Origin of the sequence: Bacillus sp. FSL K6-2971 (assembly GCF_038006405.1) — a bacterium.
Lineage (GTDB): Bacteria > Bacillota > Bacilli > Bacillales > Bacillaceae > Bacillus > Bacillus pumilus.
The window spans coordinates 1,319,948-1,345,953 of sequence record NZ_JBBOVD010000001.1; the positions used below are offsets into that span (position 1 = coordinate 1,319,948).

The 26,006-nt window shown below is 44.1% G+C and carries 39 protein-coding genes, 1 tRNA gene and 1 riboswitch; of the genes, 30 read left to right on the top strand and 10 right to left on the bottom strand.

What is annotated here, in order from left to right; all coding sequences use genetic code 11:
* Window positions 1–115 precede the first annotated feature (115 nt).
* From MHI33_RS06680 to MHI33_RS06695, 4 genes are all read right to left on the bottom strand, one after another.
* A complete protein-coding gene (locus MHI33_RS06680) occupies window positions 116–607 on the bottom strand; it encodes a CotY/CotZ family spore coat protein (protein ID WP_003211658.1) in 492 nt (163 codons plus the stop codon).
* Window positions 608–753: 146 nt separating this feature from the next.
* Window positions 754–1,236, bottom strand: coding sequence for a spore coat protein (locus tag MHI33_RS06685; RefSeq protein WP_340910095.1), 483 nt, complete (start codon window positions 1,234–1,236; stop codon window positions 754–756).
* A gap of 88 nt (window positions 1,237–1,324) precedes the next feature.
* A complete protein-coding gene (locus tag MHI33_RS06690) occupies window positions 1,325–1,660 on the bottom strand; it encodes a spore coat protein (RefSeq protein ID WP_340910099.1) in 336 nt (111 codons plus the stop codon).
* A 44-nt stretch (window positions 1,661–1,704) separates the two neighbouring features.
* A complete protein-coding gene (locus tag MHI33_RS06695; RefSeq protein WP_340910102.1) occupies window positions 1,705–2,091 on the bottom strand; it encodes a spore coat protein in 387 nt (128 codons plus the stop codon).
* A 176-nt stretch (window positions 2,092–2,267) separates the two neighbouring features.
* Between MHI33_RS06695 and MHI33_RS06700 the strand changes: the two genes are divergently transcribed.
* From MHI33_RS06700 to MHI33_RS06720, 5 genes are all read left to right on the top strand, one after another.
* Window positions 2,268–2,618, top strand: coding sequence for a DUF1360 domain-containing protein (locus MHI33_RS06700; protein WP_044140434.1), 351 nt, complete (start codon window positions 2,268–2,270; stop codon window positions 2,616–2,618).
* A gap of 71 nt (window positions 2,619–2,689) precedes the next feature.
* Complete coding sequence (locus tag MHI33_RS06705) at window positions 2,690–2,818, top strand: hypothetical protein (protein ID WP_265209154.1); 129 nt, start codon at window positions 2,690–2,692, stop codon at window positions 2,816–2,818.
* 85 nt (window positions 2,819–2,903) lie between these two features.
* Window positions 2,904–3,125 (top strand): hypothetical protein, encoded by a 222-nt coding sequence (locus MHI33_RS06710; protein WP_044140426.1) that lies wholly within the window; start codon window positions 2,904–2,906, stop codon window positions 3,123–3,125.
* A gap of 84 nt (window positions 3,126–3,209) precedes the next feature.
* Window positions 3,210–3,347, top strand: coding sequence for a YjcZ family sporulation protein (locus tag MHI33_RS06715; RefSeq protein ID WP_003212017.1), 138 nt, complete (start codon window positions 3,210–3,212; stop codon window positions 3,345–3,347).
* 138 nt (window positions 3,348–3,485) lie between these two features.
* A complete protein-coding gene (locus MHI33_RS06720; protein WP_003212292.1) occupies window positions 3,486–3,743 on the top strand; it encodes a stage VI sporulation protein F in 258 nt (85 codons plus the stop codon).
* 16 nt (window positions 3,744–3,759) lie between these two features.
* Here MHI33_RS06720 and MHI33_RS06725 read toward each other — a convergent pair whose 3' ends face one another.
* On the bottom strand, window positions 3,760–6,072 hold the full coding sequence (locus MHI33_RS06725; RefSeq protein WP_283924325.1) for a UvrD-helicase domain-containing protein: 2,313 nt from the start codon (window positions 6,070–6,072) through the stop codon (window positions 3,760–3,762).
* A 126-nt stretch (window positions 6,073–6,198) separates the two neighbouring features.
* Between MHI33_RS06725 and MHI33_RS06730 the strand changes: the two genes are divergently transcribed.
* Window positions 6,199–6,456, top strand: a complete 258-nt coding sequence (locus MHI33_RS06730) for a hypothetical protein (protein WP_065098845.1) — start codon at window positions 6,199–6,201, stop codon at window positions 6,454–6,456.
* An 82-nt stretch (window positions 6,457–6,538) separates the two neighbouring features.
* Here the strand turns inward: MHI33_RS06730 and MHI33_RS06735 are convergent, their stop codons facing one another.
* Genes MHI33_RS06735 through MHI33_RS06745 form a run of 3 tightly spaced genes read right to left on the bottom strand, consistent with a single transcriptional unit; the run spans window position 6,539 to window position 8,288 of the window.
* Window positions 6,539–6,973, bottom strand: a complete 435-nt coding sequence (locus MHI33_RS06735; protein ID WP_044140428.1) for a GNAT family N-acetyltransferase — start codon at window positions 6,971–6,973, stop codon at window positions 6,539–6,541.
* Window positions 6,974–6,979: 6 nt separating this feature from the next.
* A complete protein-coding gene (locus MHI33_RS06740; protein WP_044140430.1) occupies window positions 6,980–7,495 on the bottom strand; it encodes a YjcG family protein in 516 nt (171 codons plus the stop codon).
* 52 nt (window positions 7,496–7,547) lie between these two features.
* Complete coding sequence (locus MHI33_RS06745; protein ID WP_044140431.1) at window positions 7,548–8,288, bottom strand: alpha/beta hydrolase; 741 nt, start codon at window positions 8,286–8,288, stop codon at window positions 7,548–7,550.
* Window positions 8,289–8,509: 221 nt separating this feature from the next.
* Window positions 8,510–8,631, top strand: a riboswitch (SAM riboswitch).
* A gap of 79 nt (window positions 8,632–8,710) precedes the next feature.
* Between MHI33_RS06745 and MHI33_RS06750 the strand changes: the two genes are divergently transcribed.
* The 16 genes from MHI33_RS06750 (at window position 8,711) to MHI33_RS06825 (ending at window position 20,058) form a co-directional block, all read left to right on the top strand.
* Entirely contained in the window at window positions 8,711–9,829 is a 1,119-nt protein-coding gene (locus MHI33_RS06750) for a methionine biosynthesis PLP-dependent protein (protein ID WP_044140432.1), read from the top strand.
* Entirely contained in the window at window positions 9,826–11,004 is a 1,179-nt protein-coding gene (gene metC / locus MHI33_RS06755; protein WP_340910112.1) for a cystathionine beta-lyase, read from the top strand. The genes MHI33_RS06750 and metC overlap by 4 nt, the downstream gene beginning before the upstream one ends.
* Before the next feature lie 128 nt (window positions 11,005–11,132).
* Window positions 11,133–11,205 (top strand) — tRNA-Val (locus tag MHI33_RS06760).
* Window positions 11,206–11,364: 159 nt separating this feature from the next.
* Entirely contained in the window at window positions 11,365–12,411 is a 1,047-nt protein-coding gene (locus MHI33_RS06765) for a tyrosine-type recombinase/integrase (protein WP_340910115.1), read from the top strand.
* 286 nt (window positions 12,412–12,697) lie between these two features.
* Window positions 12,698–12,994: a helix-turn-helix domain-containing protein gene (locus tag MHI33_RS06770; protein WP_340910117.1), complete on the top strand. Its 297-nt coding sequence runs from the start codon at window positions 12,698–12,700 to the stop codon at window positions 12,992–12,994.
* A gap of 389 nt (window positions 12,995–13,383) precedes the next feature.
* Entirely contained in the window at window positions 13,384–13,608 is a 225-nt protein-coding gene (locus MHI33_RS06775; protein WP_340910120.1) for a hypothetical protein, read from the top strand.
* Window positions 13,598–13,933 (top strand): hypothetical protein, encoded by a 336-nt coding sequence (locus MHI33_RS06780; RefSeq protein ID WP_340910122.1) that lies wholly within the window; start codon window positions 13,598–13,600, stop codon window positions 13,931–13,933. Before MHI33_RS06775 ends, MHI33_RS06780 begins: the two co-directional genes overlap by 11 nt.
* Window positions 13,934–13,956: 23 nt before the next feature.
* Complete coding sequence (locus tag MHI33_RS06785) at window positions 13,957–14,184, top strand: hypothetical protein (RefSeq protein ID WP_340910126.1); 228 nt, start codon at window positions 13,957–13,959, stop codon at window positions 14,182–14,184.
* Window positions 14,181–14,531, top strand: coding sequence for a hypothetical protein (locus MHI33_RS06790; RefSeq protein WP_340910129.1), 351 nt, complete (start codon window positions 14,181–14,183; stop codon window positions 14,529–14,531). The genes MHI33_RS06785 and MHI33_RS06790 overlap by 4 nt, the downstream gene beginning before the upstream one ends.
* Window positions 14,531–14,809: a hypothetical protein gene (locus MHI33_RS06795; RefSeq protein WP_340910131.1), complete on the top strand. Its 279-nt coding sequence runs from the start codon at window positions 14,531–14,533 to the stop codon at window positions 14,807–14,809. The genes MHI33_RS06790 and MHI33_RS06795 overlap by 1 nt, the downstream gene beginning before the upstream one ends.
* Entirely contained in the window at window positions 14,793–15,161 is a 369-nt protein-coding gene (locus MHI33_RS06800; RefSeq protein WP_340910134.1) for a hypothetical protein, read from the top strand. The genes MHI33_RS06795 and MHI33_RS06800 overlap by 17 nt, the downstream gene beginning before the upstream one ends.
* Before the next feature lies 1 nt (window position 15,162).
* Window positions 15,163–15,987, top strand: a complete 825-nt coding sequence (locus tag MHI33_RS06805) for a hypothetical protein (RefSeq protein WP_340910137.1) — start codon at window positions 15,163–15,165, stop codon at window positions 15,985–15,987.
* Window positions 15,988–16,151: 164 nt separating this feature from the next.
* Window positions 16,152–16,913, top strand: coding sequence for an ATP-binding protein (locus MHI33_RS06810; RefSeq protein WP_003213054.1), 762 nt, complete (start codon window positions 16,152–16,154; stop codon window positions 16,911–16,913).
* Window positions 16,914–17,546, top strand: coding sequence for a hypothetical protein (locus MHI33_RS06815; RefSeq protein ID WP_340910141.1), 633 nt, complete (start codon window positions 16,914–16,916; stop codon window positions 17,544–17,546).
* Window positions 17,543–18,934 (top strand): DnaB-like helicase C-terminal domain-containing protein, encoded by a 1,392-nt coding sequence (locus MHI33_RS06820; RefSeq protein ID WP_340910143.1) that lies wholly within the window; start codon window positions 17,543–17,545, stop codon window positions 18,932–18,934. The genes MHI33_RS06815 and MHI33_RS06820 overlap by 4 nt, the downstream gene beginning before the upstream one ends.
* A 122-nt stretch (window positions 18,935–19,056) precedes the next feature.
* On the top strand, window positions 19,057–20,058 hold the full coding sequence (locus MHI33_RS06825) for a toprim domain-containing protein (RefSeq protein ID WP_340910146.1): 1,002 nt from the start codon (window positions 19,057–19,059) through the stop codon (window positions 20,056–20,058).
* On the opposite strand, the gene MHI33_RS22020 is transcribed toward MHI33_RS06825, so the two are convergent.
* Window positions 20,055–20,324 (bottom strand): helix-turn-helix domain-containing protein, encoded by a 270-nt coding sequence (locus MHI33_RS22020; protein ID WP_445661772.1) that lies wholly within the window; start codon window positions 20,322–20,324, stop codon window positions 20,055–20,057. The two genes, MHI33_RS06825 and MHI33_RS22020, sit on opposite strands and share 4 nt — an antisense overlap.
* 44 nt (window positions 20,325–20,368) lie before the next feature.
* Entirely contained in the window at window positions 20,369–20,575 is a 207-nt protein-coding gene (locus MHI33_RS06830; RefSeq protein ID WP_340910149.1) for a helix-turn-helix domain-containing protein, read from the bottom strand.
* Between the two features lie 100 nt (window positions 20,576–20,675).
* Here MHI33_RS06830 and MHI33_RS06835 point away from each other — a divergent pair, with 100 nt between their 5' ends.
* From MHI33_RS06835 to MHI33_RS06870, 8 genes are all read left to right on the top strand, one after another.
* Window positions 20,676–21,842: an AimR family lysis-lysogeny pheromone receptor gene (locus MHI33_RS06835; protein WP_340910152.1), complete on the top strand. Its 1,167-nt coding sequence runs from the start codon at window positions 20,676–20,678 to the stop codon at window positions 21,840–21,842.
* 293 nt (window positions 21,843–22,135) lie between these two features.
* Complete coding sequence (locus MHI33_RS06840) at window positions 22,136–22,666, top strand: hypothetical protein (RefSeq protein WP_340910155.1); 531 nt, start codon at window positions 22,136–22,138, stop codon at window positions 22,664–22,666.
* Window positions 22,667–22,800: 134 nt separating this feature from the next.
* Window positions 22,801–22,944 carry a hypothetical protein gene (locus MHI33_RS06845; RefSeq protein ID WP_181462042.1) on the top strand — a complete coding sequence of 48 codons (144 nt, stop codon included), beginning with the start codon at window positions 22,801–22,803 and terminating at the stop codon, window positions 22,942–22,944.
* Entirely contained in the window at window positions 22,941–23,480 is a 540-nt protein-coding gene (locus MHI33_RS06850; protein ID WP_340910160.1) for a hypothetical protein, read from the top strand. Before MHI33_RS06845 ends, MHI33_RS06850 begins: the two co-directional genes overlap by 4 nt.
* 249 nt (window positions 23,481–23,729) lie before the next feature.
* Complete coding sequence (locus MHI33_RS06855; protein WP_340910163.1) at window positions 23,730–24,479, top strand: single-stranded DNA-binding protein; 750 nt, start codon at window positions 23,730–23,732, stop codon at window positions 24,477–24,479.
* Between the two features lie 13 nt (window positions 24,480–24,492).
* On the top strand, window positions 24,493–24,747 hold the full coding sequence (locus tag MHI33_RS06860; protein ID WP_113755052.1) for a hypothetical protein: 255 nt from the start codon (window positions 24,493–24,495) through the stop codon (window positions 24,745–24,747).
* On the top strand, window positions 24,748–25,182 hold the full coding sequence (locus MHI33_RS06865) for a hypothetical protein (RefSeq protein ID WP_340910166.1): 435 nt from the start codon (window positions 24,748–24,750) through the stop codon (window positions 25,180–25,182).
* A gap of 40 nt (window positions 25,183–25,222) precedes the next feature.
* Window positions 25,223–25,939 carry a hypothetical protein gene (locus MHI33_RS06870; protein WP_340910168.1) on the top strand — a complete coding sequence of 239 codons (717 nt, stop codon included), beginning with the start codon at window positions 25,223–25,225 and terminating at the stop codon, window positions 25,937–25,939.
* Window positions 25,940–26,006: the final 67 nt, after the last annotated feature.

Sequence of the window (26,006 nt, forward strand, 5' to 3'; positions counted from 1 at the left end):
TTACAATCAATGCGGAAGCGGCAGCTCTTATGCTGACTGCTCCGCATGATTGGCTGTCATTCGTAAGGAAGGGGATGCTTTGACTCATGACAAGTTAGGTCAACGGACGATTGATTTAGCCGTGGTGATGATGCTTTTTATCTTTCGATGGCATGACTCTGTCGACAAGCTCTGGGTTTAAACATTGGATCGCGCAGAAGCAGTTTAGATCAACCTCGATACAAAAGTCCGTTTTCTCTAAACCAAAGAAGTCAGGGTCACAAGGGTGACAAACGCTCAGCGTATGTCCGTGTACATCAACAGGTCTTAATACAGATAACGTAGCACAGCAGTCGTGTAATTTTTCAACCCGGAAGAAAATGGATTCGAAGCATTGGCAATCGTCAACAAATCCTCCAATGTTTCCGAAAGTAGAAAACAATCCGCCCTTTTTATCGAAAAGTAAAAACGGAATCGTATCTTTTCCAGAAACGGTTGGGCTTAATAAATTACTGTAGCAGCTCGTAGGACATTTATCTTCTACAGCTTCCTGCTCTGCTAAAATCTTATCAACCGCATCGCATACACAGTTTTCATCATGTCGGCCATGGTGTTTTCCGCAGCTCATGGATTTCAGCTCCTTTAACAAGGTATTTGACTTTAGTCCTTAACAACATATGTATGCGCCCTCTAGTTGGTGTGGGTAAATGACTATTTATATTTGTTGTATTTTTATAAAAGGAAAAGCAGAGCTTTTCGCTCTGCTTTTGGACATTAGAGGATACCGATTGCAACGATTGTCGCAACAAGTGTTTGAGTAAGTGTTTGGATTGCGATCGAGATGTCCGCATCGATTGTCGATACTGTAACGTTTCTTGAATTTTCGATAACAAGTTTTTGGCGGTTTGTTTGTTTGTGAGTAGCGGCTTGTAAAAGATCCTGTGTGACGCGGTCTGCTAAATCACCGTCTGCGATTGAGATATTTGTAATGGTGATGATCGCTGTTTGAACAGCTACTTGGATAGATGCTGCAACCTGTGCGTCAACAGAAGATACGTTAATGTCACAAGAGTCTCTGACGATAATGACTTCCTCAGACGTCTGCTTTGTAAAACTCACTTGATCAAAGTCTTGTAAGACATCTTCATCATCATAATAGTGGCCGTCACAAACTGCTTTTCTTTCGTAGTTGTTGTAATCGCCGTGGTGTGTACAGTTACGATCTAGAGCGACCCAAGAGTATGGTTTAGATTCCATTTCTATTCCTCCTTCCGTTTACTTTATTAAATGCTGCAATGAATGGTTTTGTCTCGGGCATTTACCCTAGCAGGCAACCCATTTTTATTTAATCGTTGTTTCGCTGCGCATCACGGCGCTGCTGAATACGATCTCGAAGTGAATTGCGTTTTGGACGTACTTGCGGTTCAGGCTCTGCTTCTTCCACATGTGTTGCTGCCTCAGCCTGCCTTTTTTTCTCCTGCTGTTGCTGTACGAAGTCATCTGCTTTCTTTTGTAAGTCCTCAACTAATTTCAAAATCATTCTTCTTTGATCATCTGAAATATTTGCTTTCTGATCATCTGTGATATTGTTTTTGTTTAAAATATCACTTACAAGAAGGCTCGTTAATGGATCAACATCGGTGTTGATTTGGAATTCCTTTTTTTCGTTCTCTTCAGCCACGATTATTTCACCTCTTTCATACATAATGTTAGAAAAAGAAAGGGTCAAAGAATGCCGGCTTCAACTAATAGTACATTCAATGTTTGAGTGAGAATTTGGACAGAGTTCATAATAGATGCATCTGATAATGTAATCGTGACGTTATAGCAATTGATGATTTGGATCACAGTTTTCTTTTGGACTGTCACTTGTTGTGTGGCTAAAAGCTGATCTGTGATGTCTGTAGCCAATTCATCGTCTGGTACAAGAAGTTGGATTAAAAGAGTAATGATTGTCGTTACGGTCGCTTGAAGGGAGAGTGCGGCTGTTACATCTGTTTTATGAATTGTGACATTTTCGGAATCTTTGATCTCAATGAAATCATCATAATTGCTGATTATTTCGTTTAACAGTTGTGTGTATAATAAATCAGCACTTTCTTCAATAGACAATACTTTCACTCCTTTCTTATCTATACATTATTTAATGCAGCAGAGGCTCAAGGTGGAATCGGAAAGTGTGAAAAAGTACAACCCAATTTTATTTCCGCTCGATTCATCATGGCGGTCTTTCTTTTTGCATATATAAAGAAAGGACGCAAAAAAAAGAAAGAAGGAGGTGGAGGCTCCTGAGCGGTGCTTTGTCATTTGTCGTGTTTGCCCTCGCATCGTTTAGACTGACGAGGCTCATTGTGTTTGATACCATTACTGCTCCTTTCCGCCGTTTATTTCATGAAGAACAAGAAGAGGTCAATGAACAAGGTGAAGTAGAGACATATATTATCATTAAAGGTAAAGGGCTGCGGTCTTGGGTAGGAGAGCTGTTAAGCTGTTATTGGTGTACTGGCATGTGGTGCACTGCTGCTTTACTTCTGATATACATATTATTTCCTGTCATTAGCATGTGGCTTAATTTACTATTAGCGATTGCCGCAGCAGCAGGCATGATTGAAGCGATCGTCTCAAAGCTGGTGAAATAAACAGGCATTCTGATCAGACACGCTTTTAAAAAATGCATATACTATCATGGAATAGGAAAGGAAGGGTTGCGATGAAACCAACTGAAACGCCGTCACATACGCTTCAAGGTTATCCAGCGCAGTCAAATCAACAATCTGTTTATACGAAGAAAATTAAAAAAGCAGGCTGCGGCTGTGGAAAGAAAAAGAAACGTCAATAGAAGAGAAAACAAAAGCCGGATTTATCCGGTTTTTTGTTGCCCTTTTTTTGAGTGATGCATATGTAAGAAAGAAGGGGTGATCAGAATGGATGCATTCGAACAATTAATCGGTTCCTTGTTCACTAAACCCCATGATGGGAAAGAGCAAGCGCATGAAAAGGTTGAAATGGATCTAACGGATAAAGCGAAGGATCTTGAGGAGCATTTAAAAGCATTTGGCGTGAAGATGGATGCTTTTGCGAAAGAAACAGAAGCATTCATGATACGTCATGGAGAGGCAGATTACGTCTTTAAACAGCGAAAATAAAAATTCCGCACTTTTTTATGTGATCGTCCAAACCATTTGTTGTATTTTTCATATTTTGTAAGGGAGAAGAGGAGGTGCTTATATATGAGTTGTTACGGTTACGGTGGCGGTTCTTGCGGCGGCTACGGCGGAGGCTATGGCGGCGGATATGGATCAACATTTGTTCTTGTCGTTGTGCTTTTCATCCTTTTAATCATCGTTGGTGCTTCTTTCTTTAACTAAACAGTAAGAAGGTGAGGGAAGCAATAGGGGAGCCTTTTGCTTTCCTTTCTCTTTGGGCAAACAAGGCTTTAGGATAGGCACATATCTCGCCTATTTTCATATAGTAAGGTGATTACTCCACAAAGAGGAGGCAAATGAATGGATAATAAATTCTTTAAAAGCGTTGAAAATAAAACAGGTGTGAATATGAACGATGTCTTCAAGCTTGCAGGTTCTTTGCAAAATGCCAACTTTAAAGATGAAGCAACGGTTCGAGGCGTCATTAAAAAAGTAGCGCAGCTTGCGAATAAACGTGTACCGAAAGAAATGGAAGACAAAATCGTTCAATCGATTACAAGTGGAAAAGAAAAGCTTGATTTCAATACCATCGCTAAAATGATGAACAACAAAAAATAAACAACAGGCTCTCCGCTTAAAGGGGGGCCTGTTGTTTTTCTGTGAATAATTCTCGGTTTTTCTTTAGAAGGGGATATAAAAAGCGCGAGCGATGAGCGGTTTTCCCTCGTCTAAATGATGGAACCGATAGATAAAGAGATTGTTTAGCTCTTGTCATGGCCACATATAATAAACGGCGCTCTTCTTCCAAGGCTTCTTCATCACCGTTTCTGAGTTCATCAAGTGAGAAATCATGAGGCAGTGCTCCGTCGACCACGCAAGTGATGTACACCGTTTGGAATTCCAGACCCTTTGCACGGTGAATCGTCATGAGCTGAACACCTGGTTCGTCTGTTTTTTCCTTTTCGGCAGATTTCATGTGTTCGGCATGTGCGAGAAAGGCTTCAATCGTTTCAAAGCGTTTGGCGGCGGTTTTTACATCTCGTACGTCATCCGCCCCTTTTTCAAGCACATTCGTATCATTCACTCGTTTTTTTAAGTAATCACCAAGTCCCATCTTTTGTTCAATAAACGCCACAGCATCAGACGGCTTTAAATTTCGTAACGTGCGGAACAGAGGAACAATGGATTGCAGTTTTTTCTGTTGAAACGGCTGAATATCTGTTAGTTTTCCGAGTGCGTCGACCATTGAACAATCTTCCGTGATGGTTAGTGCCTTCATTGTGTTTAAGGTCTGCTGCTTTAAAAAGAAAACCGGAAGCAGCTGTTTCATAGCCGCCACATCATCGGCATCCTGACTTAAAGAGAGAAAGGCGAGAAGAACCCGAACAATTCGTCTGCTGTAGAAGGCTTTGACACCAGCCTCCGTCTCATACGGAATCGCGGATTGATGCAGACGCTCATAAATCGCGCGGCCTCCCGTATTGGTGCGAAAGAGTACGCAGATATCATTCGGCTTTGCGCCGTTTTTAATTTTCTCCTGAATATCTGCCACGATCATGGTCGCTTCTTCTTCCTCGTCATATGGATAAAAGAGCGTAGGAGGGATTGTCTCCGATCGGACGGCTTTTAACGTTTTCTCATAACGATGCTGATTTTTCTTAATAATGGCATCCGCACTTGCGACAATTGTATGATGCGACCGATAATTGGCATGTAAATGGACAATCTGAGCCGAAGGATAATCTCGTTTGAATTCAAGAATGAAAGCAGGATTACTGCCCCTAAAGGCATAAATGGCTTGATCATCATCACCGACACAAAATAGCTGCTCACATTCTCCAGCTAACAGCTGAATCAATTGATATTGAACTGGATTTATATCCTGAAATTCATCCACCAATATATATTTGAACCGTTCTTGATACCGTTCCAGCAGTTCAGGCTGTTCAGTCAGCATGTGCAAGCAGGCAATGGCCATGTCATCAAAGTCAAATTGCTGATTGTCTCGTTTTTGATGTTCATAAGATTGATAGATCGTCCACATGTGCTTTTCCTTTTCATCCTTCAAATCAGGAAGCTCACCTGGTAAAAAAGCATTTTTCCAATAGCCGATCGATTGCAGGACTTGATCGGTAGGGTAGTTTTTTTCATCTAGTCCTTCATTCATGATGGCTTTCCGAATGTACTGTTCCTTCTGCCAATCAAACTTAATCAGGTGCTGCCCATTCCATTTGTTTGCGTCATCGTGAAGCAGCATTTTATAAAAAAGACTGTGGAAGGTGCCTGTCACCACTTGGCTTGCTTGTGATGGATGAAGCTGATATTGCTTGCGCAGTCTTTCTTTCATTTCACTGCTGGCTTTTGTGGTGAAAGTCACAAGTAAGATATGGTGGGCAGGAATATGATGATGTGACATGAGATAAGCCGCTCTTGCTGTCAGGACTCTTGTTTTCCCGCTGCCAGCGCCAGCCAGCACCAGCATTGGACCGTCTTTATGTGTGACAGCTTGAAGCTGCGGTGTGCTAAAGGTGATATGCGGAAAGAGATCGATGGTATGTGCTTGTTCATTCTCTTCTAAATGTAACGCATCACTAAATTGAATCGACCTTGGTTCCTGCCAGTCATATGATTCATTCGTTTGCGAGATGATTTGTTTACCTGTTGGAAAACGGAAGCCCTCAAGTTCTTTATAAGAAGCACTTTCCTCTCGCTCTGCGTGTTTTTTCTGATTATCTTGTTCTTCTGCTTGTTCACACAGCTCGTGCTGAGACATATGTTTATGAATAAAGGCAGGTTCTTCATGTATATTTAATCTGAAAAAGACTGGTTGTCCGCAATATGGGCAGAATAAGTGCCCTTTTTTTCCCTCGTCATGGAGGAATTGATAATGTTCTCTCGAATACGTATGTAATGAGATCGTTCGATCATGTCGTCGTGCGCATTTCAAAGCTAGTCCTCCAATAGTTAATCAATCTTAAAAAGAAACACATCTAATCATATCAAATGAGACGTGTTTCAAACAGTCATAATTAGGGAATAGTAGAGTAGAAGAGAAGCAAAGGAGGCGTTCTTGATGGGATATATAGCCCCGATTCAGCCGGATCTGTATTTTCAGTATATCAATCGTCCTGCTCCTCAGGATAAAGAAGACTACGCGAAAGTAACTAAGGTTACTCGCACCTTTCATGACAAGATATACAGAGAGCTGGAGAAAAAAGAGGACTTAGTGACAGAAGCGGAAACGAAAGTACAGCAAAAAAAGCGGGAACGCTTTGTACAAGATATGTTTATGGAGGAAGGCAAAGGCGTTCATATTAATACGTATATATAAATGATTGCGCTTTCTTCCATTGACGAACGATGATAAAGAAAGAAAAGCCAGGGCATCTTGAATGCTCTGGCTTTTCTTTTGGTCAAACAGACAGTGTTTTTGTCATTTTGACATGTGTGATCCCCGCTTCTTCAAACGGTTCAGATACGGCTTTGTAGCCTTTTTTTTCGTAGAAAGGAAGAGCTTGGACTTGTGCGTGCATAACTGCTTCCTTCGCTCCATTCGCAATGGCTTCTGTTTCCAGCGCTTCTAATAGTTTGTGGCCAAGGCCGAAAGCACGCGCCTCTTTTAACACACAAATTCGTTCTAGCTTTGCCTTTGGCCCTTCAATGATCCGTAATCTAGCGGCTGCTTGAGGCTTCATTTCATCGTTATAAATGACAAAATGAATGGCCTCGTCTTCTAGTTCATCTATTTCAATCTCTATTGGGACTTCTTGTTCTTTGACGAATACTTCTTTTCGAACGTAATATGCATCTTCTCGTTGTGTTTGTGCTGTTGCGATGACTGTTTTCAAATGTCTTTAACCCTCTTCTCCTAAAATAAATGTTTCATAGACGGTCCAAGATCCGTTCTCTAATTGATATAAAAGGTGGAAGCGATCCACTGTTTCTTCATGGTCAATCTTTCTCAGCTTTAATGTGCCAAGAACGTCTGAATGCTCATCATCTGATAGTTTTTGAGCCACTGTCACATGCGGAACAAAGGCATATTCAGGTGTGCCAGCAAGTGGATCTGTGTACAATCTTTCATTGAGCGCCATGATTTCCTCGTTCGGTTCTACTTTCATATAAATGACGTTGTTTACAGGAGCGAATGAACTGAATTTTTTAATACGTAACGTAATAGGAGAAACATTTTTTGCATACTCTCTTAACGTTGAGACGACCTCAGCCGCTTCTAGATCCGTTAATTCAAAAGGTGTTCTAAGTGTTAAATGAGGCGGTATGAGTGCATAGTTCGGATCATAACGCTTCCGGTAAGAGTTCGCAATATCTTGCAATTTTTTTGATGGAAATATAACAACTCCGTATTTCATCGTGTTCCCTCCTGATTAAGAAAGTATTTATTATTGTTTATTATAACAAAATTCAGTTGATTAACGAATATGGGAGCATTCTTTTTAACGAAGGCGCAATGAGCGGCTGCCAAAACGTCCATTTATGATCCCCTTCGAATGTCTCAAATAAATAATCCGCACCTGACTGTTCAAGAAGTGCCTTTAAATCGTCGTTTGGCTGAATAAAATCAAGCACTTGGCCATCTGTCGTTTTCACAGCCGTTTCTTCCAGTCCAATTTGATGGATAATCGCATAATGAGAAAGGGCTGTCGACTGTTTAACAGCTTCTAAGACTGAATCATCAACGTAAGGAGACTGCAAAATGAGTCCGCCAAATAAAGAAGGATAATCAATCGCTGTCATAAGAGAAATCGTAGCACCTAGTGAATCACCAATAAACGTGCGTCCTGAGCCAATTTGATAGGTTGGATAGTGCGTATCAATATATGGGACAAGTTCATTTGCTAAAAAGCGTTTATATGCTTCAAATTTTGTGCCATCTGGATGATACGTATTCCGTCTTTCCGTGACATTTTCATAAGGGACACCAATGATAATGGAGCGTTCCATTTCTTTGTTTTGCATCAATTCTTCTGCCTGTCTGCCTATTTTTCCTAAGCGGAAATAATCATGACCATCTTGGGCAATGATGACATGATATGTATAAAGGGGGGAATAATTGACTGGCAAATAGATCAAAAGGGTCATATCCGCCCCAAGTTCTTTTGAATGTAAGGTTTCTTCTTGAATAATGCCTGTTTTCTTCACCATAATCCATTCCTCCAGCTAACCGATTTCATCACAAAGTGAAACGTTTCCATTCATTGTAACATGAAAAATAGCGTTGTTCCTATATGCTAACATGCAATCAATTCAGTTAACACCGAATCTGTTATAAAATACAGAAAATTTCAATTAATTGTTCAGATTCCTCTTGAAAAATGAGATTTAATGCGTTACAGTATTAAGAATTAGAACAGACAGACAACACATTCTTATCGTGAGAGGTGGAGGGACTGGCCCTTTGAAACCTCAGCAACCGGTATGCATCACTTCATGTGATGTACCAAGGTGCTAAATCCAGCAAGCAGCTTTTTTGCTTGGAAGATAAGAGGAAGCGATTAAAACCCCTTCTTCTTATGAAGAAGGGGTTTTCTGTTTTGAAATCAGATTTTTACTTAGGATGGTGTCAAATGACAGAACATGTGGAAACGACATTAGCGCAAATTGGAAACCGTAGCGAAGAGGCGACTGGTACGGTCAGTCCCCCCGTTTATCTTTCAACAGCATACAGACATAGAGGCATAGGGGAATCAACCGGATTTGATTACATTCGAACGAAAAACCCAACAAGGCAGCTTGTAGAGGATGCGATTGCTTCACTCGAAGAAGGGACGGCCGGATTTGCCTTCAGTTCGGGAATGGCTGCGATCCAAACGATCATGGCGCTATTTGAAAGCGGTGATGAACTCATCGTCTCATCAGACTTATATGGCGGTACATATCGTTTGTTTGAAAACGAATGGAAAAAGTACGGCTTACGTTTTCTTTACGATGATTTTTCAGATGAAGACTGTTTACGCTCTAAAATCACGCCAAACACAAAAGCAGTCTTTATTGAAACGCCGACAAATCCACTTATGCAGGAAGCGGATATTCAAAAAATAGCGAAGATTGCAAAAGAACATGGCGCTTTGGTCATTGTCGATAACACCTTTTACACACCCGTTTTGCAAAAGCCGATTACGCTTGGAGCGGACATTGTCATCCATAGTGCAACCAAATATTTAGGTGGACACAATGACGTTCTTGCCGGGCTTGTGGTGACAAAAGGAGAGAAGCTCTCTGAAGACATGTTCCAGCATCAAAACGCAATTGGCGCCGTTTTATCTCCATTTGACTCATGGCTGTTAATGAGAGGGATGAAAACACTGGCACTTAGAATGCGCCAGCACGAGGCAAATGCGAAGGAGCTAGCTGAGTTTTTAAAGAAACAGCCAGAAATTCAAGATGTCCTTTACCCAGGCAAAGGAGGAATGCTGTCATTCCGTGTAGCCGAAGAGGACTGGGTCAATCCATTTTTAAAGCAGCTGAAAACGATTTGTTTTGCTGAAAGTCTTGGCGGAATCGAAAGCTTCATTACGTATCCTGCGACGCAAACGCACATGGATATTCCTGAGGAAATTCGCATTGCAAACGGTGTGTGTAACAAACTGCTCCGTTTCTCCGTTGGTATTGAGCACGTAGATGACCTGAAGGCAGACTTAAAGCAGGCACTATCACAAGTAAAAGAGGAGGTACATGCCAAATGACCACACATGATTGGACATTCGAAACCCAACTCGTTCATAATGCATTCAAAACAGACCGTTCAACAGGTGCAGTCAGTGTGCCGATTCAGCATGCATCCACCTTTCATCAAAGCAGCTTCGATGATTTTGGTCAATATGACTACTCAAGATCGGGAACTCCTACACGTCAAGCATTAGAGGATACGATTGCGGCGCTAGAAGGAGGAACAAGAGGGCTTGCTTTTGCATCAGGCATGGCAGCCATCTCAACTGCTTTTCTTCTATTATCAAAAGGAGATCACGTCCTTGTCACAAGAGATGTGTATGGCGGTACTTTCAGAATGATTACTCAAGTTCTTTCGCGATTTGGCATTGAGCATACCTTTGTGGACATGATGGATTTGAATGAAGTCAAAAGAGGCATTCAATCGAATACAAAAGTCATTTACATGGAAACGCCGTCAAACCCGACGCTAGGAATTACGGATATTGGGGGCGTCGTCCAGCTTGCCAAAGAACATGACTGTCTGACTTTTTTAGATAATACATTTTTAACACCCGCTCTTCAGCGTCCGCTTGACCTTGGCGTTGACGTAGTCCTGCACAGCGCAACGAAATTTTTGAGCGGTCACAGTGATGTACTGTCAGGCTTAGCTGTAGTGAAAGACGAGAAACTGGGTGAGGAACTTTATTCGCTGCAAAACTCCTTCGGTGCGGTCCTTGGCGTGCAGGATTGCTGGCTCGTATTAAGAGGGTTAAAAACCCTTCAAGTCAGATTAGAAAAAGCAAGCCAAACGGCATTTGAACTCGCTTCATTCCTCAAAGAGCATCCTGCGGTGAAAAAAGTATACTATCCAGGCTTAAATGACCATCCTGGGGCAGACATTCAGCGAAAGCAAGCGAGCGGAGCTGGAGCAGTTCTCTCATTTGAATTAGAAAACCAAGCAGCGGTCAAAAAATTAGTGGATGCTGTCACATTACCAGTATTCGCCGTCAGCCTTGGCGCCGTCGAATCCATTCTGTCATACCCAGCCAAAATGTCACATACTGCTATGCCAAAAGAAGAAAGAGAAAAAAGAGGGATTACGGACGGCCTGCTTCGATTAAGTGTAGGAGTAGAAAACGGAGAAGACCTCAAACGCGACTTCAAACAAGCACTCGATCAACTAAAGCCCGTTCTTGTAAACCAATCATAAAGAAGAGAAAAAGCCGGCACAGCCGCCGGCTTTTTGACCTTTTTTCAACAAAACCATTGACGACGGATCATGATGATTATATAATAGAGACTGTCAGTAACAGAAAGCCCAGAACTGATACATAATCCGATTCCGTAGCTCAGCTGGGAGAGCGCTACCTTGACAGGGTAGAGGTCGCTGGTTCGAGCCCAGTCGGAATCATCCACGGCGGTTAGAGGCGTTATATCAACGTTTCTAGCCGTTTTTTATTGCGTTGACTTAGTCGATGACTTAGGCGTTTTATGACGCAGGGTAGCGGTCGTATAGTCGCCAAGGTAGCGGTTTTCACTTCGATGACTTAATCGATTTGGAGGCGATACTATGTCCGCAAATAGATCGGGCAAGCGTGTTAAAAAAGAACGGACGTTACGTAAAACGTCGAGCAATCTCGATGTATTATTTATTCAATTTCGCGCGATAAAGAAATCGGAGGGGCGAGCTGAAGGTACGATAGAGCAATACGAAAATAATTACGGCTTCTTTATCGAATATCTCGACCGTCACAAAATAGCGCGGTCAATCAATGAAATAAATAGGGACGTCATTCGTAGATATATCGTCTACATGAAGGATGAATGGGTGAAATTCGAGGACCACGCATTTAAGAAAGAACGACATATGACAAAAGGCTTGGCGCCGTCTACTATTAATACTCGACTTAAAACTTTGCGTGTGTTCTTTAAAACGATCCATGACGAAGGCTTAATTGAATCGAATCCGATGTACGGTATAAAGAACGTTAGAGAGCCGGAAGAAGAGATCGTTATATTAGATGAGGATGAACTCCGGATATTATTTGCGTCCCCAAACCAACGTGATTACGCTGATTTTAGAGACTACGTTTTAATGAACGTTTTATTGGACGGAATGATGCGTATTTCTGAAGCGTTAGGTTTGCGTACTGAAAACTTCGACTTTAAAGGATGTTCGTTGTATATACCGGCTTCTATCGCTAAAAATAGGAAGGCGCGCACCGTTCCCATTGAGTTTGGTACAGCGAAACTTTTAAACGAATTAATTACCGAGAATAAAGCCGATTTTGATTCTGACTATTTATTCCTCGCAAACTACGGAGAGCCGTTAACGCGTGATCATTTTAGAAAAAGGTTAGTAGAATACGCAAAGGAAGTCGGTATAAAGAAACGTGTACATCCGCACCTTTTCCGTCACACAGCCGCAACAATGTACTTAGAAGCCGGAGGGGATATAAGACACCTTCAGATGTTACTAGGTCATAGCGACTTGCGTATGGTTATGAGATATACTCATCTGTCGGGAAGGTCTTTAACAGAACAACACGATAAATATTCCGCAATCAATGCCGTAAGAAAAAAACTGAATAAACAACGGAAACTTAAAAGAAGATGACTCGGCCATAAGGTCGGGTTATTTTTTTTTGCTTTAAATGTCCCGATATCGACCGACCACATGCGACTGTACTTATGAAAACGAAAATAATCTCGTAAATTTTGCGCGATATTCAAGTACGGTTCGTATGATTAAGTATCAACGGAAAATATCGGAGGAGGTTTATATGACAAACGATCACCAACGACTCGTCTCCGTAGAAACTCAGTCGGAATATAACTTAACGTCCGGCAAGTCCGAGACTCGTATCTTCGTTAAGATGTACGTCGATGCCGTCAAGAAAGGCTTGATCGCGGACATCGGACCGGAACGTTGGCAGACGCTTTGCGTACTATCATCGTTTATGAACGCAAACGGGGAATGCTACCCGACGCAGGAACAGATAGCCGGCGCATTAAACGTAAGCCGAGAGACGGCAAACAGACGGATTAAGGCGCTTTGTGAATATCGGTGGCAGGATCGTCCTCTCGTCATTAAGAAACAAGGACGCGAAGGAAAGTCGCAGCGGTGGGAAAATGCGCGGTATACGATACTTCCGATTAGCCAGCTCGCGATATTTGACGGAGATACGGAAGAGTTATAAAACGCCGTGTGACGTCTATTCATATACGGCCGACCCGCACACGGCTCGGCGTCACACTAACTAGAACCATCTTTTAACTAGATCCATTAATAACTAGATAAATAATAGCGCTCAATTAAAACCTTTCGCGCAGATACTTATTTAAAAGATATATCTATCGCGATAAAGGTTATTTGCAAAGAGTGAGCGTTAGCGAACGAATTGCTACGGTTTTAAATAAAACGAAAAGAGGTGCGTTATGTTTACGAAACATGAACTCGTTACTATATACGAAGCACTTACCGAACTACACCCGAGCACTCAGGCGCAATTTAAAGACGGCGTAAAACTAAAGGTAGCTGATTTAAGCGACAAAGTATTGCGACTAATAAACGAAAAGGAGTGAGCGTATGTCATACGTAGTCTTAAAGAAATCCGAAATTGCTCGGTACGCAACAGACCAACAAAAGCGCCATTTATACGACTTACAAGTCGAAATCATGCTTAACCGGACGGCTCAGGGAAGGCGTCCAGTAAATGATTACGTTGTTATTAATCGCGACGAGCCGTATTTTCCGGACTTAATGAACTTAATCGAATCTAACGAAAAGGAGTCCGATAATCATGACGATTAATATTCCGTTATCACCCGACTACCGCCTTACATCCGACGTACACAACATCATCGTCATCGAGCGCTATTTTACCGACCCGACCAAATCGCCGGGCTGGGCGCGTAAATTAGCCGAGAACCCTGACGCTGACCCAACGCCGGTCGAGCGCTGGCGAGAAGTTTCGTTCCATTCTACGGTTGATCGCGCTGTCTTGGACGTCATGAACCGACGGATCAAAACGTCGGACGCGGTGTCTTTATCCGAGATTGCGCAAATGGTGCGTGAGTTTCGCACGGAATTAGCGGCTTTATTGACGATCGAGGGAGCTAATACTACCGACAAATAAAACGGCTAGGAGGCGGTTAAATCGTGACTAAAACGAAGGATCAAGAAATCGCAGAATTACGTCAGGCAATGGCGGGGCTTATTGCGGAGAATGAACAATACGTAGATCACCTCGCTCGTATACGAGACATGATGCCGGAGGAATTTGATGACCGGAATGCGACCGAACATTTACTCGCGATCAGTGCGCCGGAGCACGTTAAGGATTACGTTAGATTCATATTAGACCGAATGAAGGAGGCGATAAAATGAAGCCGGAAATCACGAAAGAGCAGTCGGAAGCTATCGAGTTTCTACGCGAAATCTACAGTGATGAGTGGATAATAAGATTTTACATTGAAGACACCCTCAGTTCGAAAGGAGAAAGAGAATTAGCCGGGTATGGCTACGAAGTTATTTATGAGATCGGACTACTTACACTTGCTGCCGCACTAATCAACGGATACAAAGTCGCCGGCTCACCGGAAGAGACACTACAAGAGTATTACGTAGAGGCCTTGCACACAGCTAGAGACGAGGCGACCGGTCACGATATACAAGACGCCATCAGGTATACGCTCGAAACGCTCGGCATCAAAATCGAAGGGGTGAATGCGTAATGTACGACAAACCGTTATACATCGTGAAAGGTTCATATCGAGTAGGCGGAAACTTTACGTACTATACGACCGAAGAGGAATATAAACGACTGAAGGCGTTAGGTACTGAGCGTTTAATGAATCGAGACTTACTAACGATTGATACGACTTGGAACGAAAATTACAGCAGTTGTCACGGAGAAGTTACCATTTCAACGCGTGGTCTATGCAGATTACAGCTCGAGTATAACCCGGACGCAAAACGTAAGGAGGAACGGGAGAATGCCCGAAATAAATAAGCCTATCGAAAAATGGACGGCACGCGACTTCATCGTCTATCTACACGACCGCCACCTCGAAGTCTACGGCATTAAATACGTCGCAAATAATCGCGGCATGGAAGCGCGGAACTTAAAGACGATGATCGGCGAACATGGGGCGGCTATCGTCCGGGATTTTATCGACGCTTGCTTCGCGGCTAAGAAACCGACGGCTCAGTGGCCGGGCTGCAACTTCGGTTTTATGTTTTCGTATATGCGAGACCGTCACTTGCCGCCATTGCTCGCGAAGCAGAAGACGGCTCAACAGACGGAAGAAGACGATAAAAGGGCGGCGGAACAGTCGCAAATAAACTACGGGGAGATGTTTTGATATGACGCAACCTAATTATAAGACGGAGAAACGTAAAGCAAACGTAGGCGAGCATATTTTGATTACGGACGTAAATGTGATGGAGACCCGCTATGAAAATGGAGCAGTGCTCCGTGTGGGCTCATTACGTGGCGACGACGCGGTACATGATGACATTGGGCGCCTCATATACCACGAAGAGTACGAAGTCATCATCGGAGAACACCCGCCAATCCCGAACCTTGACGAAATGGACTATGACGAATTAGTTTCGCTAAGCGAAGACGTAATGAAGACGTTAAGAACACGTTCATATAAACTAGGCTACGATCAAGGACGATTTGATGCGGATATCGAGGCGGCGCACGGTACGCATGAGAAGTCCGACCAACAGAAACGGGATGAGATCATCGAGAAGGCGAAGGAGGACGTCGAAACGCTGAAAATGCGTAATCGATTATCAAAGGCGTTTAATATCGAGATCAGTGTTAACGCGGAAAACAGATCCGTTGAAGTTACGGCTAAAGTACCGAATAGTCGCAAAGCGTTTTATGGAATCGCTAAATGCGCTCCTGTCGATTGCTTCAACGCACACATCGGCAAGGCTATTGCGTTAAGACGTGCGTTAGGTCTCGAAGTGCCTGCGGAATTTCTAAACGTGCCGCAGCCAACAGAGGTTCGTGTGGGTGATGTTATTAATTACCACAATGCTTACATTCTTAAAGTCGTGGATGACGATATCCAACGAACTACAAAACCAGTTTCAACCGTAAGTATTAGCGCACTACAAGGCTCCGGCGGTGGTTACGTAATCATTGACGATACGGGAGCGGGTGAGGGCGAATGATTTTCGACCACACAACCATCGAACCGTACTTAGATTATACGGAAGGGACTCTTCGGGTAGTCGAAGGCAGTAATTGTGTCGTTTATATTTTCGTTGAGAAAAATAGCGGAAAGGCTCACGTTCTCAATATCGTAGAAAACTAAATCGAAAGGAGGCGGTTATGAATGACGAATGAATCACGATGCCTACTCGCAAGCAAATGCGCCCAAGCCGGCGGCGTTAATTGTACGAAACACTGCGAACTATACCTCGGCTTGCACGGCTTAGATGGCGGAGGCGGACGGTCGGGCGCGGCTGGATTGGCGGAAGATTACCGCCTAGTGACGCTTAAGAATTCGCCGGCACGTGCCGACCAATCCGGAGCTTACAAGGCGGCCGATGTATATGCGCAGACGTTCGACCGCCAATTCGATGCTGATGCTGAACGTATTAAATCGCTATATTTATACAGCGCGAAATCAGGCACCGGTAAAACGACGACGGCGGCGGCTCTGTTAAACGAATATTTAACGGTCCATTACATTGGCGCCTTAAAACGGGGCGTTCAGCCCGACCAGCGACCGGCGTATTTCCTCGACGTCAACGCGTGGCAGAACGAATACAACGAGTTTAATAGACCGCGAGTTCCGGACTCAATCGCAGAGCCGGCGGCTAAAAGATATTACGAGGCGCTAGAAGCGGCAAAACGGGCACCTTTCGCAGTGCTGGACGAAATAGGCATGAGAGACGTAACGGAAGGATTTCGCGGCGATTTGCATACGATAATCAACTATCGCGTGACTAACCGAATGCCGACCGTTTATACGTCGAACATTAAAATGGCAGACCTGCCGGAAGTGTTCGGAGAAGCTCGACTGGCGGACCGGATCGCCGACCAGTGCAGAGAAATCGTCTTTGCGGGCGGATCAAAAAGGAGGCGGCTGTAAATGAGCGGCTTATCATTGACGGAAATTCAGTACCTACGCGACCTGCTCGTTGCGGATTCGTTGGCTAACGGAGAAGGCGCAGCAAAACTCGCCATCTTCGATAAACTCGATGCGCTAGAATTTGCGGACCACACGCCAGCCTATAAAACTGGCGATCTAGTTTCGGTCGGCGGCTACGAAGGACGCGTCTTTTACATTGACTGCGCGCGGTACATCGAGGAAACGTCGAAAGAGGCCGTCTTTAACTTCATAGAATACGACCTGTACGACGCGATTAACGGCGAGTGGCTAGAAGCGTTCGAGGCGGACATGACGTTGTTAGCTAACGCGCTTGTTGCGGAGGATTTCTTGGTGGACTTCAACCTCGAAGACTATCCGCCGGCTAGAAGTACTGTTTATCTAATAAACTACGAAACGGAGGCGGAGGAAATGGCGGCAAAAGAGAAGCCGATAATGAGCCGAGTACAAAAGCGTAAACAGGAACGTAAAGATGCAACGGAACAAACCGATAATTTGCTCGACATCTACAACTGGTATAAAGCGCAATATGAAAAGACGGGTGAATTGACGTTTAAGGCGAAAATGGACGAAACTATGGCGCGATTGACAGTCGAGGGAGCTGAACGCCGATGAGTTTCGGAACTAGTCTTTTATCGAAAGTAATCGAAGCGAACGACCCGTCGGCCTTATTGCGCTACGGCTTAACGCGCAAAGATTTTCAAACGGATGGCGAACGGGCAGCCTTCGAATACATCAGCGCATATGCGGAAAAGCACGGAAACCAAGCGCCGACCGCCGAAATGGTTGCGACTGAAGTGCCGACATTCCAGCCGGAATTTAGTATTGACGCGACCTTTGAATACTTAGCGAAGAAGGCGAAGGAAGCTGCGGTGATGAACGATTTCGCTTCGAAATTTAATGATAAATACGGAGCGAACGGTGTCAAGACGGCGGACTCAGACTTTGTTCAACGGTTCAACCGCGCGCAGGAAAGTGGAAATCCGCAGGAGTTATTTGATTGGTTGAAAACCGTCGCGGAACAGAGTATAATGAGAACAAGCGTTCGCAAAACAGTGGGAACAAACGTCGTGACAGACGTCGATAAATTTCGTGCCGAATACGAAAAACGGAAGTCCGGCGAGTCATTTCGTATATGGAACAGCAAGTTTCCGGCGCTTAATACGGCAATCGGCGGCTATGTCAGCTCGAACATGTACGTTGTCTACGGAAAATCGGGACGCGGCAAGTCGGCGATTACGCTGGAAGAAGTCATTCACTGCGCAATTCAAGGCGCAAATACGCTCATATGGTCGATGGAGATGGGCTGGTTCGAAGTTCTCGTTCGCATCTACGTTTCACTTTCCGGGGATCAGGGCGTCGCTTTAACCGAAATTGACGGTCAGCAAATGGAGGCCGGATTTGATTCGAGGTCAGTTCGCCAGGGCAAGTTATCGGAGGAATTCGAGGCGGCCTTTATGGACTTTATCGAGACGTTAAATACGATTATCGACGGTTCTATTACAGTGCGTGCAGTTGACGACAAAGACTTCGATTCTCGTTCGCTAAAAGACCTTAAAGCGGACATTGAGCAAACGCAGGCAGACGTTGTTATGATTGACCCCTTCTACTACCTTGACTACGAGGCAAACTCGAATAAAACGACAGGCGGTGCGGCTGCTGATACCTCTAAGAAGATGCGCCGTCTAGCCGGAACAATGGACGTGGTAATTTTCGCTATCACACAAGCCGGAGAAGATGACGCGACCGAAGACGAAGCTGGTAGCCGTGAAATTAAGTTGCCGAAACGAAAGGATGTAATGAAAACGTCATCCTTACTGCAAGACGCCGCGGCATTGATCCCGGTTGATACGAACGCACGAGAAGGACGCGGCTTGATTGGCGTCAATAAGGGACGCGATGGCGGAGAGGATGAAGTCGTTGAGATCGTTTATCTGCCGCAAGTCGGACTAATTAAGCAAGTGGCGGCCGGAGATATTGAGTTAAAAGCCTTCGGTTTCTAGCAATATGGTTTTAAATGGAATACGTACCAACAATTACACTAAATAATTCTGAATATTTTCGACAAATTACGACTACAATGTCGATTGGTTTAGTGTAATATAACGAAAGGAGTCGTATATACATGTCGATAATTACGATAAATGGCGTTGCTGTAGACGTCGACATACGCGAAGAATTAGAACTTTTTGAATGGGATCGTCCAACGTGGCACGCTGACCGTTTAACGGCGGCAAGCCCGTTTCGTGACGACCGTACTCCTAGCTTTTACGTTTATTACGAGGACACAGCGACAGCCAAGGCCGGTTATTTCGGAGACAGCGGCACGGGCGAACGTGGCGGATTCATTAAACTGCTCGCATTCTTGCGTGAAGAAACCGAGGAAGAGACGGCTTCTTACCTCGTCGAGACCAATGGTACTGGCGAAGGTGATACACGCCTAAAACTCCGCATTCCACGTTTGAAAATCGTTGAGCCTAGTCGGCCATTAGCCGAAAGTTTACTGACCGACGTTAAAATCGGCCCGAATGCTTACTTAACTAACCGCGGAATAAGCGAAGACGTCCAGCGCGAAGCAGGCGTAGGCTTGATCGGAAAAACTGCCGTGATTCCGTGGCGGTTGCCTAACAATCGTCTGGCAAACGTAAAATACCGATCAACGCGCAATAAAGCGTTTTGGTACGCGAAAGGCGGCTGGCCGATCCGTGAATTAATCTACGGAATAGAAACCGTATATGCTGATCGCGCTAAAACAGCGGTGCTTGCCGAGGCTGAAATCGATGCGCTTTCGTGGCGTACGGTGGGCTTTTGCGGCATTGCGACAGGCGGCAGTAAATTTTCCGACCGAAAGGCGGAAATAATTGCGCAGTCGCCGATCGAATATTTAATAGTAATTACGGACAATGACGAAGCCGGAACAAAACTTCGGAAGGAGGTCGAGCTAAAGATGCGCGGCAAAGTCAGGCTTGCGCACGGTTATATAACGGAAGGATTTAAGGATGCGAATGAATTATTAATAGCGGAAGGTGAGGGCGCTCTTAAGCGAGTTGTTGATCGTGCGGAGGCGGAAAGTATTAACGTAAGGTTCGGGAATATACGAACTTCCGGTCGGCGGAGGTTGTCTTAACCCTCCGTGTTGCTACCGGATAAAGGACGCCAATCATATAAGGCTTCGACCGGGCAGTCGAGGCAGCGCGCTATGGAATACGCCATTTCAACGTTAGGAATGTTCCTTAGCGAAATATAATCGGAAAGGTGCGTTTTAGAGATTCCGACCATATCTGCGAGTTGGGTAAGCGTGTAGCCGCGTTTATAGCACAGCTCCTTTATCCGGCAAGATACGACCGAATACTGCGAGATAAACACCTCCGCAAAGCATTTCAATCCACGCACTAATGCGCGTGCTTTACGAAGGAAATTATATCACATAACCGCCGTCATTCGGGCGGATTTGGAAGAATACGGACAACCTTTTCGATAGGCACGTTCAATTCGAGGCAAACAGCTTCTATAGTTGATAAACTAACAGGCTTGTCCTCGTTAATCTTTGTTACAAGGTTCCTATGAATGACTTTATCCCTTAGAATTCCAGTTGTTAATCCTCTTTCAGCCAGGTAAGTCCTAAGCGGTTCATAACTAATCATAAAAAAAATCTCCTTTTCCTTAAATTCCCGCACACAAAAGTGTGCATATATGTTATATTATAAACAGAGAGAAGGCGCAAGTCTATAAGGGGTGTGTATTATGCAGTCAATTAAAGATGATTTTATCAACCTCAGAGAAAAATACGACTTAAGTATATCATGTATTTCCACAAAAACTGGAATTAACCAAGACGTACTATATGAGTTCGCTGACAGCGGGTCTATTGGTTTTAAGCACTTAGTGACACTTTCAAAGTTTTTCTATAAAGAACAATATCACGAAATAATGCGCGATTGGTGTATGAAAATCGAGTCACCTGAGTGGATTAAACAAGCATTTGAGTACGCTGCGTTAAAGAGAGATTCAGAGTTATTAGGGATGCTTCTCGAAAAAAACAAAGAAGAACCTGGTGTGAAGCAATTCATTGAGATGTACAGTCTTTTACTGAATTTTATGACTGATAGAATCAATTTCAATGAATTATGCAAGAATGTAAAAAAACAAAAAGTATCAAGTTCCAAAGACCTTGCAGTGTTAAAAGATATTTATATCTGCGTTTCTCTTTATTATGAAGGTGATTTTCTAGGAATGGCAAGGGTGGCTAATGATATAAATAACTCGGTAAAAAAGATCGGGAAAAGAAGGGCGTTTTTCAGAGAATCATTCTCTTATCGTTTATCAGAATTATTAGCGCCAGCATATTTACATTTAAATGATTTAGAGTTATGTCAAGAACATGCAAAGGTCCTTGTTGAAACCGGACTCAACAACAAGCATATATCTGACGGTTATTACTATTTAGGTATGAGTAGTTTATACGAAGATAGAGAAGCATGTATCGATTTTTTAATTAAAAGTGTAGATTACGCAAGAATGACAAATGAAGATGTTTTAATAACAGAAGCGATGAATAACTTAAATTTCGTGAAGACACTTTTTGATTTTCTCAACGGCGGAAATTTACCTGATCTAACTAAATTTACAGACAGATTACTTCTAGGAGGTGATGAGGATTTTATAGTATACTTTAACTATGTTAAGGGGAGGGAATTGGGCGATATATATAGAGCATTTAGCCATTTCCACAAAGAGATGAATTTCTTCTTCGCATCACTCGCAGCGGAAACCCTACGTATTGTTGGAGTAGACCCTGATCAGGTTAATGCTTTAAAGTCGATTAAATTAAAAACTAAGGGAGCTGTTGTTTATGAAAAAGATTTTATTAACGGGTTTTGTTTTAGGGGCATTAGTTCTTTCGCTTCTTAATACCGAAGGATCAACAAAAGATTTAGCGGATGAAAACACACCGATACAGACAAGCGCAATAAAAGTAGGCGGATAAAAGAACGGGCCAGTTGGCCTTTTTCTTTTGTCTTTTTTTATGATATTTTTCGGAAAAGTCTAAAAAACTAAGATTATCCAAAAACCACAAACTTCTCCTCCTCAGATGCTAATATATGGTCATGGAAGAAAAAATATAAAAAACTTTATATCAAATGTCCCGAAACTAACAGACCATATGCGACTGTATAAGTGTAAGGGACGGGAGGAGAAAAAACTTGAATAAAGAAAAATTTAATAGACTTCAGATGGCCGCAGATTACGGAGCGATTCCGTATGTTCAAAGAGAATCGCAACGAATCGCACACTTAGTCCCCGACCAAACGTCGTTCGAGCAGCGGACCTTACTAGCGATAGGTTACTGGCTGGAACGATATGAAGGGAATGGTCGCGATAAGAAAGCGTTGATCCAGCGCATTATCGTAAGGGAACGAAATAAGTATCTGAAGGCTTCACGAAAAGAAGCGGCTTTATCTATAGAAGGAATGCGAGATGACGGTAATGTCTCGTGGGAGCCTCAAGACGTTTTGACGGACGTCGAAGGCGAAGTTTTACTAAAAGAAAAGACCGCCCTGTTGACGCAAGGCGATCTTCGCAAAGAATTAATACTTAGATGTTGGAGCGAAGGATGTACGAATATGACCGAAATCTCCACGTTGTTGACGCAACGTTTAGGAGGAAATTTCGAAGCACATCGCAAGTTCATCCGTCGTTTCCGTTTACACTGCCAGCGCGAACTAACAGCATAATCACGTATCTAGGCACGAGGGCTTCGCTACGTATTTTAATGATAATCGATTGAGAATCGAATTTCAAGCGAACACCATGCGAACAACCCTCCGTCTAGTACGTTTAACCTAATTGAAAAGGAGACTAACGTACTATGAAACAACCTACAAACGATTTCCCACCTGTAGTAAACATCCAAAAATTAACGGAATTACTCTACGAAGGTTCACTAAACCGCGAAGATGATCCGGCTGACTTTTACCGACCAACTACGATCAAGGCGGTGCGCGTCGGATGAAACAATACCGAGTATCTAAGCACGCAGAAGACCGAGCTGTTGAACGTTTAGGGTACGAGCGACGTAACGCAAAATCACGCTTACAGCAGCTTATGCAAACGGCTGCGAACGTCGGTACAACGCAGAACAAGCAAGGAAAAAACTGCGAAGTACGCGATCATATTAAATCACGTACTCGTATAATTCTGGACGGTGACTTAATCGTTACTGTTTACGAGATGCCTGAACCATTAACGACGAGTCAAACGAAGTCATTGCCGGAAGAGCTTAAAGACGCAATTAAACGTAAATCAAATACGATCGTCAAAAACAAAAACCGTTCATTGCGCGCGCTGAAGATCGCAATCGCGGAGAAGAACCTAGATATTGCGCATTTAAAAGTCAATCTCGCTAAGGCTAAGGCGCCGAAGACGATCGATGCGATTAACGAGAAGCTCAGCGCTGAAGAGGCCGAGTACGCAGCACTTAAATCACGCGAAGAAAAATTGGAATCCGACATTAATGCGATTTCTAAATTCGGTGATCTATATGTTTGACGACTTTCTAATGTATTTTTCATTCGTCGGCAGTATCTCGACCTTCATTATCAGTGGCATGTATTGGTCGATTGTGCGCGAAGAAAGACGGAATAAAGGCGGCGAATGACCGCCGACGCTCGGAGAATACCGGGGCGTTCGTTAAGTAAAACTGTCGCGTCGCTATGCCGTGCGCTGGCGGCGTCTCGGGCGCAGATACCGGTGTTTTGCGAGGGTCAAACCCTAAAACAAATTAACGGAGGTAATCGGATGAGCATTAGAGATATTCTTAAACAACGATCAGAGGCACGTGATAAAGCAGCGAGTGGAGAAAGTGAGTTTCCGGAAGGTGTCACGCGTTATGTAAAACTCGGCAGACATGGCGAGATCAATAAAGACGGCCGTACTCTCGTATTGTTAGGGTCTCCGGACGATTGGTTTATCTATTTTGTACACGAAGACAAGACGTATAATGGGCGCGGCTACGACCACAATTTCCGCAAGCATACGTGCTCTCACTCGCCAAAAGGAGTCGTTCAGGCTTCCGAATTAGCTAATTACCTGCGAGCTGGAAAAGACGAGTGTTTATCGTGCAAAGCCGGTGCAAAACGTAAGATGTTCTTCATGATTCCGGTTTATGATCCGCAATATAAAACGTACCGTGTCATTGACATCGCGGAGTTCCATGCGGATAGCCTGATCGCTGACTACGATAAGATCGAGAAAACGATGCAGAAAGCGACGAAGAATCCGGAATACTCCATCGTAGGGGAAGCGGCGTTCTTTAAGCAAGTCGATAAGACGTACTCACTCGAATCGGGCGACGTAGAAGACGATGTAGTCGAAGCAGCAAAAGCGTTCATTGGCGCAGACTTCGGCTTTGAGGAACTCGCTAATTTCCGCGAAAAGGACGACATTGTCACGCTATTGAGCGAGGCGGTCGGCGGCATCGACAAAAGCGTGCTACCGAACCAAACGCCAGCAGACGACGAACTACCAGCCGAAGACTTGCCATTTTAAGGAGGGCGTAAAGATGCGAGAAATTAAAACGGAAGCGCAGACGTTAGATTTATCGAAAAAGGTCACCGTAGAAGTTTCGTTGGCGGAATTGATCGTGTTATCCGCGGCCCTCGTCGAGATTGATAGCGACGTAGTTTACCATAATCTCGAATGGAATTATAACGAGTCAACGATAGACAGTATTGATCGGATTGGAGTTTGTACGTCAGATATTGCGGAGAACATCGGCACTATTATTTCGGAACACATCCCGAAGGAGGACGAATAGATGGCGCACAAAGAAGAAACGATCGGCAAGTTCGCCGAAATGATCGCCCGAGCTGCCTTAATGGCGGCCGGCTGGTCAGGCGTCAGCAAACCGGAAACTGAAGAGCCGTATGATATTCTCGCAGCCGATCCGTTTAGTGGCGCTATCAAGCGGTTTCAAGTAAAGACGATTCGTGATCGGATGGACTCCCGCGGCTATCTGACAGTTAGTGGACGCAAGAATACGGGGATGGCGTACACGAAAGCCGACACGGACTATTTTATCGGCGTCCTGATCGAAGCTGACGTGACTAAGGCGTACATGTTTGAGTGCCGAGGCATTACGGATTATTGGATGCCGAAGCGAAACGAAGGTAAGCGGGAATGGACCGAACTAAAACTTAATTTGGATCGCGATTTCTTGGCGGCGATTGAAAACGAAGCGGAGGCGGTTTGACCTTACCGGGTCGGACGGTCAATAAAAGGAGGACGAAACGATGGCGGCATTAAAAGGCGTAAAGACGATCGATATGAAAAACGGTGAAATCACGAAAGTTTCGTATGAAGGTTCTGAGTATGAACGCGTTGAGGGGGACGCGAAGGTAGGCGATTTAGTCTTATGTGCGGACGGTAGCTGGTGCGATGCGACGATCGGTGAATTTTACTTAGTTGACGACGTCGATGAAAAATACCTTTACTATAGCGACGTCTACACACTATTCCGCAAGAAGCATACACGCCTAAAAGTCGGTGATTATGCGAAGGTGGTCGATGATTCAGGTCAAGACGCGGTTACTAAGGGGGATTTCGTTAAAATAACGGAGGACGACGAAACTACACTTCCTTTTAAATGCGACGTTGTTATTGGAAAAAGCGCCGGCGGCTATGTTTGGGCGAGAGAATCCGATCTAGTCCACGCAACTGAAGCCGAAGTCACGGCCGTCAGAGAAGCGGAAGATAAACGTTCTGTCGAAGCGAAATGGGCGAAGATCGGACGCAGAGTTGGCGAGTACAAAGTCGGCGATATTGTTGCGTATGATGATACGAATTGGTTCGGGAATTCGGGGATCGGAGAAGTTTCCGAAGGACAGTTATTAAGCTATCAGGTCCGTATAGCAGCAACCGATAGCGTCGGATTTAAGAACGAGTATTATTTAAATAAAGGCCGAGTTACGCTAATCACTCCGGTCGAGGCACGTTTTGACCGCAGCTAAATGCGCCGCCTGCCAAGCGCCCATTAACGAAGGCCAGTGCGCCATCTACGACTCACTATACGATGAG